This is a genomic window from Aquimarina sp. Aq107 (genome assembly GCF_943733665.1).
GTDB lineage: Bacteria > Bacteroidota > Bacteroidia > Flavobacteriales > Flavobacteriaceae > Aquimarina.
Genome location: NZ_OX030782.1, coordinates 4,878,516 through 4,896,999, shown reverse-complemented (window position 1 = coordinate 4,896,999; position 18,484 = coordinate 4,878,516). Strand labels below are relative to the sequence as shown.

The window sequence follows — 18,484 nt, the reverse complement described above, 5'->3', positions numbered from 1 at the left end:
TTAAACCGGATAAATAGTGTGGAAAGCTAGGACCGAGTTTGGGTTTTTTTAGATTAATTTTGTGTAATTCGCTAGTCTAACTAACTAGTTTAACTAACTTCTAAAATTACACAAACTCATGAAAAGACTAACCTTAGCTCTATGCTTCCTAGTAAGCTTTACTATTTGCCATAGTCAAACGCCTTGTACCAATGGATTTGCCGGATCTTATCCATGTAAAGATTACGACCTTATGTCTACTATTACACTTTCTCAAATGAATGCTAGCTCTGGAAATGACAGTTGGGGGTGGACAGATACGCAAACATCTAAAGAATATGCAATTATTGGTTTAAACAATGGTACAGCATTTATAGATATTTCTAACCCCACTAACCCAGTTTATCTGGGAAAACTCCCTACCGCAACAGGTAATAGTCTATGGAGAGATGTTAAGGTTTATGATAATCATGCTTTTATCGTAAGTGAAGCCTCTGGTCATGGTATGCAGGTTTTTGATCTGACCAGATTGCGTAACGTTTCTAATCCACCAGCAACTTTTTCTGCAGATACTCGATATACTCAATTTGGAAACGCGCATAATATTGTAATTAATGAAGATACCGGATTTGCTTATATCGTAGGAGCACAAAGAGGTTCTGGGCCATATAACGGAGGACCATTATTCGTGAATATTCAAGATCCTAAAAATCCGACCAATGCTGGTGGTTTTTTATCTGGAGGCCAAAGAGCTTATACTCACGATGCTCAAGTAGTTACCTATAACGGTCCCGATCCAGATTATAACGGAAGAGAAATTCTTATCGGCAGTAATGAGATCGAAGTAGTAATTGCAGATATTACTGACAAATCAAATCCAACAACAATTTCTACCATACAGTATACAAATATTGGATATACCCACCAAGGGTGGTTCACTGATGATATGAGATATTTTCTTTTAGGAGATGAGACAGATGAGCAAGGCGTAGGTTTTAATACAAGAACTATTATTTTTGATTTTGAAGATCTAGATAATCCGCAACAACATATGATATATAATGGACCTACTCCAGCTATTGATCATAATGGATATGTAAAAGGAGATAAGTTTTATTTGGCTAATTATAGAGCTGGGTTTAGAGTTATTGATATTGCAGATATAGGTAATACAAATATTAATGAAATCGGATATTTTGACACGTATCCATCTAGTAATAGTGCTTCTTTTAATGGAGCTTGGAATATCTATCCATATTTTAATAGTGGAAATATAGTTATAAGTGATATAGAGGGTGGTTTTTTCTTAGTAAGAAAAAGTGAACCTGGAGATGGTGGAGGAGATGACTGCTCTTCAGTCGTAAATTCTTTTCCGTTTAGTGAAAGTTTTGAATCTAGTTTTGGGTTTTGGGAAAATGCTTCTGATGATGACCTAAATTGGACTAGAGATTCTGGAGGTACTCCTTCCACAGGAACAGGTCCAACCGCAGCATCAGATGGTAACACCTATATTTATGTAGAAGCTTCTGGTAATGGAACGGGTTATCCAAACAAAAACGCAGTTTTAAATTCTCCTTGTTTAGATTTTACTAATCTTACATCACCAAGCTTAACATTTCAATATCACATGTTAGGAAGCGCTATTAATAGTTTAACAGTAGAAGCAAGAATTGACAACCAAGGAAATTGGTCATCTATTTTTAACCGAAGCGGAGACCAAGGAAGCAACTGGAATGCCGCAACAATAGATTTATCCTCATATTCTGGGGAAGCAAGTGTTCAATTACGATTTAGTGCTATAACAGGAAGTGGTTCTCAAGGATGGCAGAGTGATATTGCCATAGATGATGTAAATATTACAGATGGCAACACTCCTCCTCCAACATGTGATAGTATTGATTTTAGCGATTTTCAGATCACTCCGTTCTCCAATCAGGATTCAGCTGGTGACTTTGTTGTAAATAATACTGGTACAACATTATCTTTAACGAATAATACCTGGAAATATATTCCTTACAACTATACTGTAACTCCCAATACGGTAATTGAATTTGAGTTCAGAAGCTCATCCCAAGGAGAAATTCATGCCATTGGTTTTGAAAATGATAACACCTTAACTTCTACAAGATATTTCAAAGTACATGGTACTCAAAATTATGGTGTTACCAACTATGATAACTATTCTGGTAATGATTTTATAACATATGTAATTCCAGTAGGTAGTTTCTATACAGGAACAATGGACAGATTGGTATTTATAAATGACAATGATAGTGGTTCTGGTAATACCTCAGATTTTTCTTCTGTAAAGATCTATGAAGGCTCTTGTGGAAGATCTAATAATGAGCAGATAGTAACTTCTAATATCATTCCTGTTTTTGGTAATGAAGATGAAGATATTCTGGCGTTAAAAATATACCCAAACCCAGTATTTGGTAAAGTCCTAGAAGTATTTTTAAATACAGATCAAACAGCATCGTATGAAATTATATCCATTACCGGACAATTGATAAGTAAAGGAAACGTTACAAAAACAATAGACGTATCAAGTTTAAATGCTGGAGTTTATCTTTTAAAAGTTTTTAACGATAACAATCAGATTACCAAACGTTTAATAAAAAGATAATTTAATATTAACAAATGTGTAAATTCAATTTCTTTCATAAATTCTTATTAATTTTTCTTGTTACATATATTGTAGGTTGTAGCAGTGATGACAATACAACCTCTACGCCTCCTATAAATCCTGATGACGGTTTTCAGGGAACGGTAGAATGGATCAAAACCTTTGGCGGAAGTGGAGAAGACGATGCTTTATCCATTATAGAGTCTGAAGATGGGAGTTATGTTGTTTTTGGGTATACACAAAGTATTGATGGTGATATAACTGATAAAGATGCTACCGACAGTGATTTTTGGGTTTTAAAAATTTCTAAAGAAGGAACTATTCTTTGGAGTAAAACCTATGGTGGTACTGGAGATGATCGTGGACAAAGAATTATTAAAACCGTAGATGGGGGTTATGCTTTAGTTGGTTATAGTAGAAGTACTGATGGTGATGTAAGTGAAAATGCAGGACTACAAGACTATTGGATTGTAAAAATTGACGCTTCAGGAAATTTAGAATGGGAAAAATCTTTTGGGTTTCCTGGTATTGACCGTGCATTCTCTGTTGTACAAACTACTGATAATGGTTATTTCCTCACCGGTTTTCTGGATGTTACAGCTAGTAATGGTGAGGGAAATGATAATAAAACATTTTTTGAAAAACACGGAGTTGGAGAGTTCTGGGGAATTAAATTAGATGCTTCAGGAAATAAAGAATGGAGACGTTATTTTGGAGGAACAAATAATGATAGAAGCTATGACACAGTACAGACCGAAGATGGGGGTTTTTTAATGATCGGATCTTCTGAAAGTGATGATTTTGATATTACTGCTCCTAATGGCAGCTATGATTTTTGGGTCGTTAAAATTAACGCAGAAGGAACTAAAGTCTGGGAAAAATCTTTTGGAGGTTCTGAAATTGATGTTGGATACGCAATTGCAACATCTGGTGATGGAAAATATATTATTGTAGGGGATTCTAGAAGTTCTGATGGTGATATTTCTAACGCTAAAGGAAACGCCGATCTATGGATGATTCAAATTGATGATAATGGGAATTTAATCTGGGAAAAATCATTAGGAGGAACAGAGTTCGATACGGCAAGAGGAATTTATGCTACACAAGAAGGTGGTTTTATTATCACAGGTAATTCCAGAAGTAATAACGGAGATGTTGATGAAAATCAGGGTCAAAGTGATATCTGGAATATTCTAATTGATAGTACTGGAGATGTCATATGGAAATCTACCATTGGTGGATCTTTAGCAGAATTTGCAGTAGGATGTACAGAAACGCAAGACAAAAAGATTTTGATAGTCGGTAGTACTGAAAGCAATGATATAGACGTTCCGAATAATCAAGGAAATAAGGATATTATAATAATAAAATATAAATAATAAATAAGGCTTTGAATTCGTTATTAAAGAAATTTATGTTTTTTAAAAAAAACAGTGAAAATTTATTTAGTTACTCACAACAGTAATTTTGTAAAGTATACCTCAAATTACGAAATGAAAAATTAATGAACTTCTTTAAAACCCCAGCCGTCTTTATTATACTAATCAATTTGATAAGTTGCAGCAAAGATAATAACAACACAAATGAACCTGTAATTACCCCAGATAGTGAATTTCAGGGTGAGATAGAATGGAGCAAAACTTTTGGTGGAAGCAATGAAGACAGTGCAGTATCTGTAGTAGAAACACTAGATGGAGGGTATGCAATTGCTGGATTTACGCAAAGTCTCGATGGCGATATCATTGATAAAACAGCAACAGATAGTGATTATTGGTTGCTTAAATTAAACCAGGATGGCGATCTACAATGGAGTAAAACCTATGGTGGTACGAATGAGGATAGTGCAACAAAACTAATACAAGCCACAGATGGTGGGTTTGTAATAGTTGGGTATAGTAGAAGTAATGATGAGGATGTAAGTACCAATGCGGGACTTCAGGATTTATGGATGATCAAAACAAATGTAACAGGAGAAATTTCTTGGGAAAAAAGTTTTGGTTTTGGTGGTATTGATCAAGCTTTTTCTGTCATACAAACTGCAGATAATGGTTATTTTATTACTGGCTTTATTGAGGCAGCAGATATTAATGATGGTGGGAAGGCTAACAAAAATGTTACCACATTGCACGGTGGAAGTTCTTTTTGGGGAATCAAACTGGATGCTGAAGGAAATCAGGAATGGAATCATTATTTTGGAGGAACTGGCAATGATAGGGGTTACGATGTGATACAAACAGAAGATGAAGGCTATATTATGATTGGTTCATCTGAGAGTATAGATGTAAATATCACCAATAACAATGGTAGTTACGATTTTTGGATTATAAAAATTAATTCTGAAGGAACCCTAGTATGGGAAAAATCTTTTGGAGGCTCGCAAATTGATACTAGCTATACGATAGAAGCTACAGGCGATGGAAAATATATTATTGTAGGGGATACCAGAAGTAGTGATGGCTACATAACTAATGCCAAGGGAGTTGCGGACTTATGGGTCATACAAATTGATACCACAGGTAATCTTATATGGCAAAAATCTATTGGTGGAACAGAATTTGACACCGGTAGAGGAATTCATAGAATGGATGATGGGAATTTTATACTCACAGGAAACACTAGAAGTACTGACCTAGATGTTTCAGACAATAAAGGTCAGGCTGACCTCTGGAATATGATAATTAATGCCAATGGTGATATATTATGGAACGAAACAACAGGTGGAAGTGCGAATGATATTGGTTTTAGTTGTATCCAAACTTCGGATAAAAAAATAGTAGTAGTTGGGAACTCAGAAAGTAATGATTTTGACATCCCAAATAATAAAGGATCTAAAGACCTCTTAATTATAAAATATAAATAACAAAGACACAAAAAATGAAAAAACTCACATTAATAATACTCGCTCTAATAACAGTAATATCTTGTAAGGATGATGATCCAAATGTAGTAGATATTGACAATACTCCTAAATTTGGCGCATTAGATATAGATTTCATTAATAAAGTTGGTACTGAACTTTTAGTACTAAATACAGAATCTTACGATAACCAGAGTAATGAAAATTATACCGTTTCTGAACTAAAATATATCATTAGTAATATTGTTTTAATAAAAGAAAACGGAGATGAATTTATATATCCAGTTGCAGATAGTTATTTCTTAATTAATGAAGAGGTATCATCGAGCAAGCAAATTTCACTTAGTAATATTGATGTTGGTGAATATACCAAAATCAAATTTGGTGTTGGAGTTGATCAATCCAATTATCCTTTAAACGGAGTTGCTAATTTTATTCCAACAGCAGAAGAACAAGGAATGTTATGGTCTTGGTCCGCTGGTTATAAGTTTGTTAAGTTCGAAGGTTCGTTTACTCCTCAAGGAGGAACTGCAAGTGATTTTTTATTACATATAGGAAGTCATGGAGAAGTTTTGGATAATTATAAAGAAATTACATTAGATATATCCAATACTATTACCATTGAAGATCAGGTTACTTCTAACTTATCAATTGATACAGATGTTTCTAAAATTTTTGACAGTACAAATACTCATTCTCTTCAGCAAAAAAGTGATGTTCAAGTAGATCCAGTAAATGCACCTATCTTAGCAGAAAATATAAGCACAATGTTTACTATCAACACTTCTAATTAAATGATAAAAAAAATAGGTTACATAGTTTTAATTCTTCTTGGAGTCGCGTGCGGTTCTGATAAAGAAGATTATGTACCTATTAATCAAAATCCAGCGTTGGAATTTACAATTCCTTCCAATTTCCCAGAACCAACATATAATGTAACACTTAATCCTCCCACAGAAAAAGGATTCGAATTAGGCAAAAAATTATTTTATGATGGTCGCTTGTCTTCTGATGGTGTTATATCTTGTGGATTCTGTCATATTCAGGATTTTGCTTTTACACATCATACACATATCGTAAGTCATGGAGTAAATGGTGCACTTGGAACACGTAATGCACAACCATTACATAACCTCGCATTTATGAAAGAATTTACTTGGGATGGTGCTGCCATACATTTAGACCTGCAACCTATTATTCCTATTACCGCAGAAGTAGAAATGAATGAGTCTTTTTCAAGTATTATTAAAAAACTCGAAGAACAACCCGAATATGTAATGCTGTTTGCCGAGGCATTTGAAGATCAAAAAATCAACTCTGAAAATTTACTCAAAGCGTTATCACAATTTATGATTATGATGATTTCATCAAACTCTAAATACGATAAAATCGAGAGAAACGAAGGATCTGTTTTTACTGATGATGAAGCTGCTGGTTTTGAATTATTCTCCTCTAAATGTGCTTCTTGCCATTCTGGAACATTATTGACAGATCAATCATATCGTAATAACGGATTACCAGTAGATCCAGAATATAATGATATAGGCCGAAACCGTGTTACTGGTCTTGCTTCTGATCTACATAAATTTAAGGTGCCTACGTTAAGAAATGTCGAATTAACCTTTCCTTACATGCACGATGGTAGATTAAAAACATTAAATGATGTACTAGATCATTATAGTGATGGTATGGTTGACTCAGAAACAATAGATCCCGTTTTTAAAAATAATGATGGAACAATTATAGGAATTCCGATGACTGAAGAAGAAAAAAATCAGATTATCTCCTTTTTAAAAACATTAACGGATGATAATTTTGTAAATGATAATCGTTTTTCTGAATTCTAAAAAAGCTGTGAATAAATAGTGTTTATTCACAGCTTTCTTTTTATATCTTCATTTTAACTTCTATCCTTGTTTAATTTGGATAAAGAGACTTAGTTCCATTGGAAATAATATTACTTCCTACTCCGCTGACAGAAACCTCAAAATTATCTTCATTAAATTTTAATGAAGCGATTGGTGTACAAAGTCCTAAGGCATATTGACCTCTACCATAACTTCCTGTTTCTTTTAACACTCTGCTTTCTGATTTAGCGGACCCAATATTCATATGTCCATAATCTGTAATATCAGTATTACTGACTGTGCCATTAGTATGATACACTGTTATTTCATAATAAATAGTTCCCCTTCTAGAACCCCAAAGCCAATTTCCATACCAGCTTCTTTTGTATGAATTCCAGCTAACTCCAGCTTTTTCATTAGCATTATTCTTAAGTTCAGATTCTGGATTCATCATAATAAGACCTATCATAAGATTATCCCAAGTAATGCCTTCATCATTATAAAATGTTGTTGTCTTCAAAGTTTCTCCTTTATAATTCCAGGTTAATTCGATTGCTTTATCTCCCACTTTAATCTGATCGGATGCATATTCTTTTAAAAGATCGCTTCCTTCCTGCGTTTTACTAGGAAGCAACTTGTTTAAATTCCCAATAACAACTGTTTCGGGATCCATAATATTACCATAAGCTACAGTCGAAGAGGATTTTGATATTGCTTCAAAAGTCTTATTTAAACTTTTCGTATTAGGAACTTTTCCTATGATGGTATAATCAACAATTTGTAATACATCATTCATGTATTTTTCTAAATTGTCTTTTGTTGCTTCTAGCTGATTTAGGACTTCTTGAGGAATTTCTTTATCAGAAATTGCTTCTAGTCCGTATTCTGATTCTAACAGTGCATCTGGTTCTTGATACATCTCTGCTGTTTCATCTTTTGTACAAGAAAATACAAACATTAAAACCAATGCAATCTGCATAATTTTAACGATAACTTTGTTTACGGTTTTCATAAAATTGTTTTAAGAGTTAGTGAACAATATAGTTCTTAGGTTTCTTGATTTGCGCAAAATCAATTTTGTCCTTAAATACCTGCGTATTCAAAATAGACACACTATCAAAGTTATAGAAGTTAAGTACTACAGAATTCTAAATATTAGTAGATGGTTTAAAATATTTAGTAGATGGTTCATAAAGAATGATAGCTTGCTATTTATGTAAATGAATAGTAACCTTAGTTCCTGGTTCTAATACGTTTTCTTTTTCAAAATCCTCTATAAACAATCTATTTTTAGGATGTATCGCAAGAATTCTCTCCCTTGTGACCTTTGATCCAAACGAGCCGTTATCCGAAGTGTTTTTTAATTCTGACGCATTTTTTCTTCCAATGCCATTATCTACAATTTCTATTTCCACACTTTCCTTGTCAGGTTGTTTAATTTTAATTTGTAATAGTTTTTCTGATTTTTTAGATTGTAAACCATGCCAAATAGCATTTTCAATAAATGGTTGTAAACAAAGCGGAGGAATTTTTATTTTAGAGAGGTCTGTTGTTTTTTCTAAGCAAAAAGAAAAATCACTTTTAATTCTTAATCTTTCCAATTCGACATAACTTTTAACAACTTCTATCTCCTGCGATAATGAAATTGTTCTTTCCGTAGAATTTTTTAATACTCTTCTAATTAGCTTTGAAAATTTAGTTAAATAATCTGATGCTTTCTCGATATCATTTTTAAGAATATAATTGTTTATTGAATTAAGAACATTGAAGATAAAATGAGGGTTCATCTGTGCTTTAAGCGCTATTATTTTAAGTTCAGAAGCTTCTAATGAACTCCTCATTAACCTCAATTGAGTTTCTTTTTTATCATCGGAGATTTTCTTAATTTTATTACCAATCGCCAAAGCAAAAATCAAAACTTCTAGAATTGCTCCTATTTCCATAAAAATTATAGAATCAAATGATTTATTATATCTAGTATAAGAAAAGTAAAGGCTTATGTTGGCCATAATCACATAAATACATGACCCTGCAATAAGTAATTTGACTTGAGAAGCTTCAATTTTATATACCTTAAAATAACTTACAAAAGCAAAAACCGTCATTAAAACCAGAACAAGAGCAACAAATACAAAAAGTTCTTTTGATGATACTAAAACGTCTAATATTCCTATCAAAAAAATACAACCTATAAAAACCCATCTTGTAACGTTTAAAATGTAATCCCATTTACGAACATATTTTTTAGTTTCTAACAATTCTCGCATGAACGAGATATAAAAAGAATATGCCAAAAACTGAACTCCATAGAATATAATTGGCTTTCGATAAGAAAAAAATAATTCGTAAAAAACAATGGATCCATAATATGAAAAATAAAAAAGAAGACAAATTACATAAAGACTATAAAAAAGAAATATTTTGTTTTTACTTCTGAAGTATATCAATAAAGGATATAAAGAAATCACAAATAATACTCCTTGTAACCATATGTTGAAGTTTTGAAAATCCAAACAAAAAAGATTTAGTGCATCTTTATTAAAAATTCATTTTTTCGATTTCTACTAATACTAGCGTGTTGACCATTACTCATAATTATAATGCCTCCTTGATTCTTTCTGTATTCCTGTACATGACTTAGATTAATACAATAAGAATTATGCACCCTAAAAAAGCAACTTTCTGGTAATACCTCTGTAACCTCTTTTAAGGTTTTTGATAAAAACAACTTACGGTTATTAATTAAAAATACCTTGGTATAATTTCCTTCTGCCTTTAACATTATAATCTCATCTTTTTTTAAAAAATGAATTACTCCATTTACACAAAGTTTTATTATTGCTGATTGAGAAGGGTTATTGATATTAATATGCTGACAAAGTTTTTTATAGACCCGTACTAGATCATCCTTATCAATAGGCTTCAGTAAGTAATCAAAAACCGAAAATTGTATGGCTTTTAACGCATAATTCTCAAAAGCAGATGTTATCACAACAAAGAAGTCTCTTTGGTGTAGTGCTTCTAAAATATCAAAACCACTAAGGTTTGGCATCTTTATATCTATAAAAACACAATCAAAATTTGTGTTTTCTATGACTTTTATTGCCTCTAAAGGATTAGAAATTGTCTCAACAATTTCAATATGCGGACAATACCGACAAATCTTCCATTCTAATGATTGGATAGCATCTTCCTCGTCGTCGATTAAAATTGACTTAATTGAATTCATTTCTGAAAAATTTACGATTCCAAAAAAGCAATTCTTCTCTATTGATTTCCTTAACTCAAGGAACGTTAAAATTGCTATTACACGTCATAAAAAAATGTTATTATAATATTATAGTTTTGTGAAAAAGCACCAATAACTGCTAGGAAATTAAATCTCATTTTTGATTTAAATCAATATTAAATTTTATAAATAAATACGAAACACATTCATAAGTATATTTTGATTATAGATTATACCTATTCCAATATATGTTAGATAAATGTTAGGTTATGTAAATAAAACCTACTTATGTAGTATATTTGCATTCAATTTAGAATTAATCTATCTATAAAATATGATTAAGGTATCAGACACAGCTAAAAAGAAAGTCGTAGAATTGATGAGTGATGACGGTTATGACGCTTCTTCAGACTACATTCGTGTAGGTGTTAAAAGTGGAGGTTGTTCCGGTTTATCATATGACTTAAAATTTGATAAAACTCAAGAAGAAGGAGATAAAGTTTTTGAAGACAATGGTGTAAAAATAATTGTTGATAAAAAAAGCTTTTTATACCTTATTGGTACTACACTAGAATATTCCGGAGGTCTTAATGGAACCGGTTTCGTTTTTAATAACCCAAACGCAAACAGAACCTGCGGTTGCGGAGAAAGTTTTTCCCTTTAAAAATTTAAAAAAAGATCTTAAGCTACCCCTTAAGACTTAGCAAGATGGCATATACTGAAGACGACTTAAAAAAAGAATTAGAAACCAAAGAATATGAGTACGGGTTTTATACTGATATAGAATCTGAAACATTTCCTGTTGGTCTTAATGAAGATATTGTTCGTGCGATTTCAAAGAAAAAAAATGAACCTCAATGGATGACTGACTGGAGACTTGAGGCATTTAAAGTGTGGGAACAAATGGAAGAGCCTGAATGGGCTAACGTAAATTACGAAAAACCTAATTTTCAAGATATTTCTTATTACTCGGCGCCTAATAAAAAGCCAAAATATGACAGTCTTGATGAAGTTGATCCAGAATTACTAGATACCTTCAAAAGGTTAGGTATCTCTTTGGATGAACAAAAAAAATTAGCTGGTGTCGCAGTAGATATTGTGATGGATTCTGTTTCTGTTGCCACCACTTTTAAAGATACTCTTGCAGAAAAAGGTATTATATTTTGTTCTATTTCTGAAGCAATACAAGAACATCCTGAACTGGTAAAAAAACATATTGGATCTGTTGTTCCTCAAAAAGATAATTATTACGCTGCCTTAAACTCTGCTGTTTTTAGCGATGGATCTTTTTGTTATATCCCGAAAGGTGTAAGATGTCCAATGGAACTATCTACTTATTTTAGGATTAATCAAGCAGGAACAGGTCAATTCGAGCGCACTTTAGTAATAGCGGACCAAGGTAGTTATGTAAGCTATTTAGAGGGCTGTACTGCTCCTTCACGAGATGAAAATCAACTACACGCAGCAGTTGTAGAATTAATCGCATTGGATGATGCAGAGATCAAATATTCTACTGTGCAAAACTGGTATCCCGGTAACGCCGAAGGAAAAGGTGGTGTTTACAATTTCGTTACTAAACGAGGGATTTGCGAAACAAATGCTAAAATCTCTTGGACTCAAGTAGAAACTGGTTCAGCTGTAACCTGGAAATATCCTTCCTGTATTCTTAAAGGAGATAATTCTGTTGGTGAATTTTATTCTATTGCTGTAACTAATAATTTTCAGCAAGCTGATACCGGAACCAAGATGATCCACCTAGGAAAGAACACTAAAAGTACCATCATATCGAAAGGAATTTCTGCTGGAAAATCTCAAAATAGTTATAGAGGATTGGTACAAATTAATAGTAGAGCAACCAATGCTCGAAATTTTTCTCAATGTGATTCTTTACTAATGGGCAATGAATGCGGAGCTCATACGTTTCCTTATATTGAAGCAAAGAATAAAACTGCTCAAATAGAACACGAAGCAACTACAAGCAAGATTGGAGAAGATCAAATATTTTACTGTAATCAAAGAGGTATTGATACAGAAAAAGCAATCGCTCTAATCGTTAACGGTTTCAGTAAAGAAGTATTAAACAAACTTCCTATGGAATTTGCGGTAGAAGCTCAAAAACTTTTAGAAATTTCTCTAGAAGGTTCCGTTGGATAAAGCGTATAACTAACTAATTCACACAAATGAAAAAATCATTTCTCCTTATCATCGTAAGCTTATTAATTTTTTCGTGTAAAAACGAAAAATCTCAATCATCAGATTCCGAAACCACTTTAATACGTGGAGAGTTTATATTGATTGATAATGCAGGTGTTATAAAAGGTAAAGATTTTATTTATGGTGTAATCATTGACGATTTAGCTAATGAATTAAACAAAAAAATAAAGCCTTTACAAAGAGAAGAATATGATATGGTTCCTGTGGTAATTAAAGGAATCGTGAAGAAAAACACAGAAGATGGCTGGCCAGAAGTTGTAGAAATAAAAGAAATTGTTGGTGTAAGTGAACCAACTTCAGAATTGCCTACTAAAATAAAATCTTCGGATTCAACATTACAACGTAATGCACCTGGACATGAAGGTCATAATCATTAAAAAAATATTTAAAAGAAACAAAACTACAAGATGTTAGAAATTAAGGATTTACACGCTAGCGTTGAAGATAAAGAGATTTTAAAAGGTCTTAACCTAAATGTAAAAGCAGGAGAAGTACACGCAATAATGGGTCCTAACGGTGCTGGTAAAAGTACATTAGCTAGTATAGTTGCGGGAAAAGAAGAATATGAAGTAACAGAAGGTAATATTCTTTTAGATGGTGAAGATATAGAAGAGCTAGCTGCAGAAGAAAGAGCTCATAAAGGTGTTTTTCTTTCATTTCAATACCCTGTAGAAATTCCAGGAGTTACGGTTACTAATTTTATGAAAACCGCAATCAACGAAACTAGAAAAGCGCAAGGGTTAGAGGAAATGCCGGCAAAGGATATGCTGAAGAAAATTCGAGAAAAATCTGAATTATTAGATATTGATCGTAAATTTTTATCTCGTTCACTTAACCAAGGTTTCTCTGGTGGAGAGAAAAAACGTAATGAGATATTCCAAATGGCAATGATGGAGCCTAAACTAGCTATTTTGGATGAAACAGATTCTGGTTTAGATATTGATGCATTACGAATTGTAGCTAATGGAGTAAATAAATTAAAAAGTAAGGACAATGCTGTTATTGTCATTACCCACTACCAAAGACTATTAGATTATATTGTACCAGATTATGTACACGTTTTATATGATGGTAAAATTGTAAAATCTGGAACTAAAGAACTTGCTTTAGAATTAGAAGAAAAAGGGTACGATTGGATTAAAGAAGAGATAAACGCATAATTATGGAGCTGAAAGAAAAATTAGTATCTTCTTTTCTTGCTTTTGAAAACACGGTAGATGTAGATGCGCCTATTCATGATATCAGAAGCCAAGCTATAAAGGTATTTGAAGAAAAAGGCTTCCCTACGAAAAAAGAAGAAGCTTGGAAATATACTTCATTAAATTCTATACTAAAACACGATTACAGTATTTTTCCTAAAGAAGAAAATGCTCTAGAATTTAAAGATGTAAAAAAATACTTTCTTTATGATTTAGATACATATAAAATAGTATTTATTGATGGTAAATATTCTTCTCACTTATCAGAAACTACACATGATAAGATTGATGTATGTTTAATGTCATCTGCTCTAAATCATGATAAGTATAAACCGATAGTCGACAACTATTTTAATAAAGTCGCACCAAAAGATGGTTTAACTTCATTGAACACTGCTTTTTCTAAAGAAGGAGCTTATATATATATTCCTAAAAATAAGCTTGCAGATAAGCCAATACAAATAATTCATTTTTCTACAGGAAAAGAATCAACTCAACTCTTACAACCTCGTAACCTAATCGTTGTAGAAGAAAATTCACATGTACAGATTATTGAACGCCACCAAAGTTTAACACCTAATCCTGTACTTACAAATTCTGTAACAGAAATCTTTGTAGACAAAAGAGCTATTGTTGATTATTATAAAATACAAAACGATAATGAATCTGCTTCTTTAATAGATAACACATTTATAAAGCAGCAAGCACAAAGTATTGCTTCTGTGCATACATTTGCTTTTGGAGGTAATATTACTAGAAATAATCTAAATTTCTATCAATACGGAGAAGGTATTGACTCTATACTTAATGGAGTTACAATTATTGAAGGCAAACAACATGTAGATCACAATACATTAGTGCATCATACAGAGCCTAATTGTGAAAGTCATCAGGATTATAAAGGTATTTTTGATGAAAAAGCTACTGGTGTTTTTAATGGTAAAATCATTGTAAACAAAGAAGCACAGAAAACGAATGCTTTTCAATCTAATAATAATATCTTATTAAGTGATAAAGCAACAATTAACTCTAAACCTCAGCTAGAGATTTTTGCGGATGACGTAAAATGTTCTCACGGCTGTACTATTGGTCAATTAGATGATCAAGCTCTATTTTATATGAGATCTAGAGGAATTGGAGAGAAAGAAGCAAGAGCGCTACTTATGTATGCGTTTGCTAACAATGTTTTAGAAAGTGTAAAAATACCTCAGCTAAAACAGCGAATCAATAAATTAATAGCTAACAAACTTGGAGTTGACATTGGTTTCGATTTGTAACAATAAAGAATTATAAAATTTACTAAACCTCTTCATATTTTTGTTGAGGTTTTTTTATTTCACGGCTTCGGTAATCTCCTTTATAAACCTATTAAAATCCATACCTGCATCTCCAACCAATCCAAAACGAACAATTACTAGGTCTTTAGAAGGAATTATAAACACTCGTTGTCCCTGAAATCCATTGGCAGAATACATATCTTTTGGAGCGTCTGGATAAAAACCTCCAGCATTCAACCAAAAATGACCTCCATAATCACCTTCGGATGTTGCAGTTGGAGTAGTTACATAATCAACCCATTCAGAATTAAAAATTTGTTCCCCATTCCAGTTCCCTTTATGCAGATACAATAAACCAAATTTTGCCCAATCTCTAACTGTTGCCCACGCATAGGAAGAACCCACATAATTACCCGCCATATCAGTTTCTATAAGCATAGAATGCATACCTATCTTATCAATAAATTCACGGTACGGAAAATCAAGATACTCTTGGTAGCTATCAAAGTGTCCTCTTAAAATCCCAGACAACAAATTAGAAACACCTGATGAATAATACCAATATTCATTCGGCTTATGAATTGCTTCTTTATAAATCTGAGGCTTAGTCATATCCTTATCAAGATACAACATGGTAGTTGCGTCAGAAATCGATCCATAATCTTCATCCCACTCCAATCCACAGTTCATTTGTAACAGGTTACTAATTGTAATTTCTTTTCGCTCATCATCTTCCCATTCCTTGATTGGAGCTTTATCATTAATATCTATTTTACCTTGTTTTTGTAATATTCCATAATTAGTAGCTAAAATACTTTTAGTCATAGACCATCCTAATAAAACGGAATTCTCATCCAATCCATCTGCATACTTCTCTGCTATTATTTGATCTTTATGTATTACCAAAACAGCTCTAGTCTTTTGTATACTTTCTCCTTCTTTATCAAAAACAGATGAAACCATATTCGCTATCTTTTGATAATCAACGGCACTAAAAACAGTGTCTTTTTGAGGTAAATCTCCATATGGAAAAGGTAAATTTGTTTTAATCTTTCTTCTATTAGGAATTAAATATGAAGCGTTTTCATCAAAATCATCATCAATCACTACACTTCCTAATCCTTCTCTATAAATAGCCTTTCGTTCATTAAGCCCAAAAACCGAAGCCACTGCCGATTTTTCAGTCATATTCACCTGATCCTCTGCTAAATTAACAGGAGCAAAATTATTATCATTGATATCTGTAAACTCCACACTACGATTCCCTATAAAAACAGAAGAAGCCATATTCTTAGCAGAGTATCCAGAAAGTATTGTAAGTTTTGGGTAATTCCAAAATATAGCAACGACTAATAGTCCAACTATTACTATAAATCCATATCCTAAAATCTTTTTAAATCGCTTCATTGTGTAAAGTGTTAAATCCTTTTAAAAATAAACAATATCACTTAGAAATAGTTCCTATTTTTGCAGAAAGAAATTGATATGCTAGATGTACATAAGATACGTGAAGATTTTCCTATTCTGAAAAGACAAGTAAACGGAAAACCCTTAGTATATTTTGATAATGCAGCCACATCGCAAACTCCTCAATTAGTGATTGATGCCATTGTAGACTATTACAGTAATTACAATGCAAATATTCATCGTGGCGTACATAAACTATCACAAGAAGCCACAGATGCCTATGAGATTGCTCGTAAAAAAGTGCAAAATCATTTTAACGCTACACATTCTCATGAAATCATTCTAACATCTGGAACAACACACAGTATTAATATTGTGGCTACTGGATTTACTAATCTACTTGCCAAAGGTGATGAAATTATTGTTTCTGCTCTAGAACATCACTCCAATATTGTTCCTTGGCAAATGCTTTGTGAAAGAACAGGAGCTGTTCTAAAAGTGATTCCAATGAATCAAGAAGGAGAATTGTTAATGGGTGTTTACGATCAATTACTTTCTAACAAAACAAAACTTGTATTTACCAATCATATTTCTAACGCTTTAGGAACTATTAATCCTATAGAAGAAATCATAGAAAAAGCACATAAAGTCGGCGCAGCAGTATTAATAGATGGTGCGCAATCTTGCCCACATATCAAGCCTGATGTTCAGGATCTTGATGTAGATTTCTACGTAGCTTCAGCCCATAAACTTTGTGGGCCTACAGGTGTTGGATTGTTATACGGAAAAGAAGAATGGCTTAATAAATTACCTCCTTACCAAGGTGGTGGAGAAATGATTGATCAAGTTACTTTTGAGAAAACTACGTATGCAGGTCTTCCTCATAAATTCGAAGCTGGGACTCCTAATATTTGTGGAGGTATCGCTTTTGGTGTTGCTTTAGATTATATGAATAGTATTGGTTTTGATGCTATTGCCGAATATGAAAATGAATTATTAGCTTACGGAACTCAGAAACTTCTAGAAATAGAAGGGCTAAAAATTTATGGAACTTCTAAAAACAAAACATCTGTTATCTCCTTTAATATAGATGACATCCATCCATATGATATTGGATCCATTGTAGATAAACTAGGAGTAGCTGTTCGTACTGGTCATCACTGTGCGCAACCTGTTATGGATTTTTACAAAATACCAGGAACCATTCGAGCTTCTTTCTCTTTTTATAATACCAAAGAAGAAATTGATGTCCTGGTAGCAGCAGTGAAAAAAGCAAAGATGATGTTGTCTTAAAAATTGACTTATTAGTTAATACTATCTTATCATTAACTGAAAGTATTGAATAGCAACTATTCTTGTTGTATTTTTGTAAAAAATTGTAAGTATATGTCAATACAAAAACTTCAGGAAGAGATTGTTGATGAGTTTAGTATGTTTGATGATTGGATGCAGCGCTATGAGTATATGATAGACTTAGGTAAATCGCTTCCATTGATTGAAGAAAAATATAAAATTGATGAAAACATCATAAAAGGCTGTCAGAGTAAGGTTTGGGTTCATGCAGAAATGAATGATGAAAAAATCGAATTTACTGCAGATAGCGATGCCATTATCACCAAAGGTATTATCGCAATTCTTATTAGAGTATTTTCTGGTCAGCACCCTAAAGACATTATAGAAGCCGATACTGCATTTATTGATGAAATTGGCTTAAAAGAACATCTATCACCAACTAGAGCAAACGGATTGGTGAGCATGATCAAACAATTAAAAATGTATGCTATCGCATACCAAACACAACTAAATTAATTCGCCTTTTACTGTCAGGTTTAGCCTGTCTAAGTCGACT

General features: G+C 32.6%; 16 protein-coding genes. 12 read left to right on the top strand and 4 right to left on the bottom strand.

The annotated features are described in order from the left end of the window. Nucleotides 1-118 precede the first annotated feature (118 nt). The 5 genes from NMK29_RS23910 to NMK29_RS21195 all read left to right on the top strand — a co-directional run bounded on the left by NMK29_RS23910 (nucleotide 119) and on the right by NMK29_RS21195 (nucleotide 7,309). The gene (locus tag NMK29_RS23910; RefSeq protein ID WP_108804645.1) at nucleotides 119-2,605 is read left to right on the top strand and encodes a choice-of-anchor B family protein; all 2,487 of its coding nucleotides are present in this window, start codon (nucleotides 119-121) and stop codon (nucleotides 2,603-2,605) included. A 14-nt stretch (nucleotides 2,606-2,619) separates the two neighbouring features. Continuing rightward, on the top strand, nucleotides 2,620-3,984 hold the full coding sequence (locus tag NMK29_RS21210) for a hypothetical protein (protein WP_108804644.1): 1,365 nt from the start codon (nucleotides 2,620-2,622) through the stop codon (nucleotides 3,982-3,984). Nucleotides 3,985-4,109: 125 nt separating this feature from the next. Further along, a complete protein-coding gene (locus tag NMK29_RS21205; RefSeq protein ID WP_108804643.1) occupies nucleotides 4,110-5,465 on the top strand; it encodes a hypothetical protein in 1,356 nt (451 codons plus the stop codon). Between the two features lie 14 nt (nucleotides 5,466-5,479). Beyond that, nucleotides 5,480-6,256, top strand: a complete 777-nt coding sequence (locus NMK29_RS21200) for an MbnP family protein (RefSeq protein WP_108804642.1) — start codon at nucleotides 5,480-5,482, stop codon at nucleotides 6,254-6,256. 3 nt (nucleotides 6,257-6,259) lie between these two features. Beyond that, nucleotides 6,260-7,309 carry a cytochrome-c peroxidase gene (locus tag NMK29_RS21195; RefSeq protein ID WP_234424344.1) on the top strand — a complete coding sequence of 350 codons (1,050 nt, stop codon included), beginning with the start codon at nucleotides 6,260-6,262 and terminating at the stop codon, nucleotides 7,307-7,309. Between the two features lie 70 nt (nucleotides 7,310-7,379). Here the strand turns inward: NMK29_RS21195 and NMK29_RS21190 are convergent, their stop codons facing one another. The 3 genes from NMK29_RS21190 to NMK29_RS21180 form a co-directional block, all read right to left on the bottom strand. Continuing rightward, nucleotides 7,380-8,321 (bottom strand): hypothetical protein, encoded by a 942-nt coding sequence (locus NMK29_RS21190; RefSeq protein ID WP_108804640.1) that lies wholly within the window; start codon nucleotides 8,319-8,321, stop codon nucleotides 7,380-7,382. Between the two features lie 196 nt (nucleotides 8,322-8,517). Next, nucleotides 8,518-9,822: a sensor histidine kinase gene (locus NMK29_RS21185; protein ID WP_108804639.1), complete on the bottom strand. Its 1,305-nt coding sequence runs from the start codon at nucleotides 9,820-9,822 to the stop codon at nucleotides 8,518-8,520. An 11-nt stretch (nucleotides 9,823-9,833) separates the two neighbouring features. Further along, a complete protein-coding gene (locus tag NMK29_RS21180; protein ID WP_108804638.1) occupies nucleotides 9,834-10,538 on the bottom strand; it encodes a LytTR family DNA-binding domain-containing protein in 705 nt (234 codons plus the stop codon). A gap of 334 nt (nucleotides 10,539-10,872) precedes the next feature. On the opposite strand from NMK29_RS21180, the gene NMK29_RS21175 reads away from it, so the two are divergent. The 5 genes from NMK29_RS21175 to sufD are packed head-to-tail and all read left to right on the top strand — an operon-like array spanning nucleotide 10,873 to nucleotide 15,228. Further along, nucleotides 10,873-11,202 carry an iron-sulfur cluster assembly accessory protein gene (locus NMK29_RS21175; RefSeq protein ID WP_108804637.1) on the top strand — a complete coding sequence of 110 codons (330 nt, stop codon included), beginning with the start codon at nucleotides 10,873-10,875 and terminating at the stop codon, nucleotides 11,200-11,202. Between the two features lie 44 nt (nucleotides 11,203-11,246). Continuing rightward, nucleotides 11,247-12,692, top strand: a complete 1,446-nt coding sequence (gene sufB, locus NMK29_RS21170; protein ID WP_108804636.1) for a Fe-S cluster assembly protein SufB — start codon at nucleotides 11,247-11,249, stop codon at nucleotides 12,690-12,692. A 26-nt stretch (nucleotides 12,693-12,718) separates the two neighbouring features. After that, nucleotides 12,719-13,129: a hypothetical protein gene (locus NMK29_RS21165; protein ID WP_199915060.1), complete on the top strand. Its 411-nt coding sequence runs from the start codon at nucleotides 12,719-12,721 to the stop codon at nucleotides 13,127-13,129. Nucleotides 13,130-13,159: 30 nt separating this feature from the next. Next, nucleotides 13,160-13,912: a Fe-S cluster assembly ATPase SufC gene (gene sufC, locus NMK29_RS21160; RefSeq protein WP_027394539.1), complete on the top strand. Its 753-nt coding sequence runs from the start codon at nucleotides 13,160-13,162 to the stop codon at nucleotides 13,910-13,912. 2 nt (nucleotides 13,913-13,914) lie between these two features. Continuing rightward, on the top strand, nucleotides 13,915-15,228 hold the full coding sequence (sufD, locus tag NMK29_RS21155) for a Fe-S cluster assembly protein SufD (protein WP_027394538.1): 1,314 nt from the start codon (nucleotides 13,915-13,917) through the stop codon (nucleotides 15,226-15,228). Nucleotides 15,229-15,282: 54 nt separating this feature from the next. On the opposite strand, the gene NMK29_RS21150 is transcribed toward sufD, so the two are convergent. Then, a complete protein-coding gene (locus NMK29_RS21150; protein WP_108804635.1) occupies nucleotides 15,283-16,635 on the bottom strand; it encodes a serine hydrolase in 1,353 nt (450 codons plus the stop codon). A 78-nt stretch (nucleotides 16,636-16,713) separates the two neighbouring features. Between NMK29_RS21150 and NMK29_RS21145 the strand changes: the two genes are divergently transcribed. Together NMK29_RS21145 and NMK29_RS21140 are read left to right on the top strand one after the other, a co-directional pair. Next, nucleotides 16,714-17,928 carry an aminotransferase class V-fold PLP-dependent enzyme gene (locus tag NMK29_RS21145; protein WP_108804634.1) on the top strand — a complete coding sequence of 405 codons (1,215 nt, stop codon included), beginning with the start codon at nucleotides 16,714-16,716 and terminating at the stop codon, nucleotides 17,926-17,928. A 93-nt stretch (nucleotides 17,929-18,021) separates the two neighbouring features. Continuing rightward, nucleotides 18,022-18,444, top strand: a complete 423-nt coding sequence (locus NMK29_RS21140; protein WP_027394535.1) for a SufE family protein — start codon at nucleotides 18,022-18,024, stop codon at nucleotides 18,442-18,444. Nucleotides 18,445-18,484 lie beyond the last annotated feature (40 nt).